This is a genomic window from Stagnimonas sp. FW305-C-60 (genome assembly GCF_058782965.1).
In genome coordinates this window covers 1-686 of the sequence record NZ_JBYSYF010000011.1, presented here as the reverse complement: position 1 = coordinate 686, position 686 = coordinate 1, and the positions used below count along the sequence as shown (strand labels likewise).

Genomic DNA, 686 nt, shown 5'->3' with positions numbered 1-686 from the left:
GGCGACAACACCCCGGTGATCCGTGGCTCCGCCACCCAGGCCATCAAGGGCGATCCCGAAGGCATTGCCAACCTCCAGAAGCTCTACGACGCCCTGGACAGCTGGATTCCCGAGCCGCAGCGCGAAACCGACAAGCCCTTCCTGCTGCCGGTGGAAGACGTGTTCTCGATCTCCGGCCGCGGCACTGTCGCCACCGGTCGTATCGAGCGCGGCATCATCAAGGTGGGTGAAGAAGTCGAGATCGTCGGTTTCCGCGACACCGCCAAGACCATCGTCACTGGCGTGGAAATGTTCCGCAAGCTGCTGGACCAGGGCCAGGCCGGTGACAACGTCGGTCTGCTGCTGCGCGGCACCAAGAAGGAAGACATCGAGCGCGGCCAGGTGTTGTGCAAGCCGGGCAGCATCAAGCCCCACACCAAGTTTGAAGGTGAGGTGTACGTGCTGACCAAGGAAGAAGGCGGCCGTCACACCCCGTTCTTCAACAACTACCGTCCGCAGTTCTACTTCCGCACCACCGACGTGACTGGCAGCTGCCAGCTGAAGGCCGGCACCGAGATGGTGATGCCGGGCGACAACGTGGCGATGACGGTGGAACTGATCGCCCCGATCGCGATGGAAGAGCAGGTCCGCTTCGCCATCCGTGAAGGCGGTCGTACCGTCGGCGCCGGCGTGGTGACCAAGATCCT

General features: G+C 63.4%; 1 protein-coding gene. It reads left to right on the top strand.

Going from position 1 to position 686, the window contains the following annotated elements:
- Positions 1-686: EF-Tu C-terminal domain-related protein (locus tag AC3WT6_RS17420; protein ID WP_492654874.1), on the top strand; the 686-nt coding region annotated here is incomplete at both ends.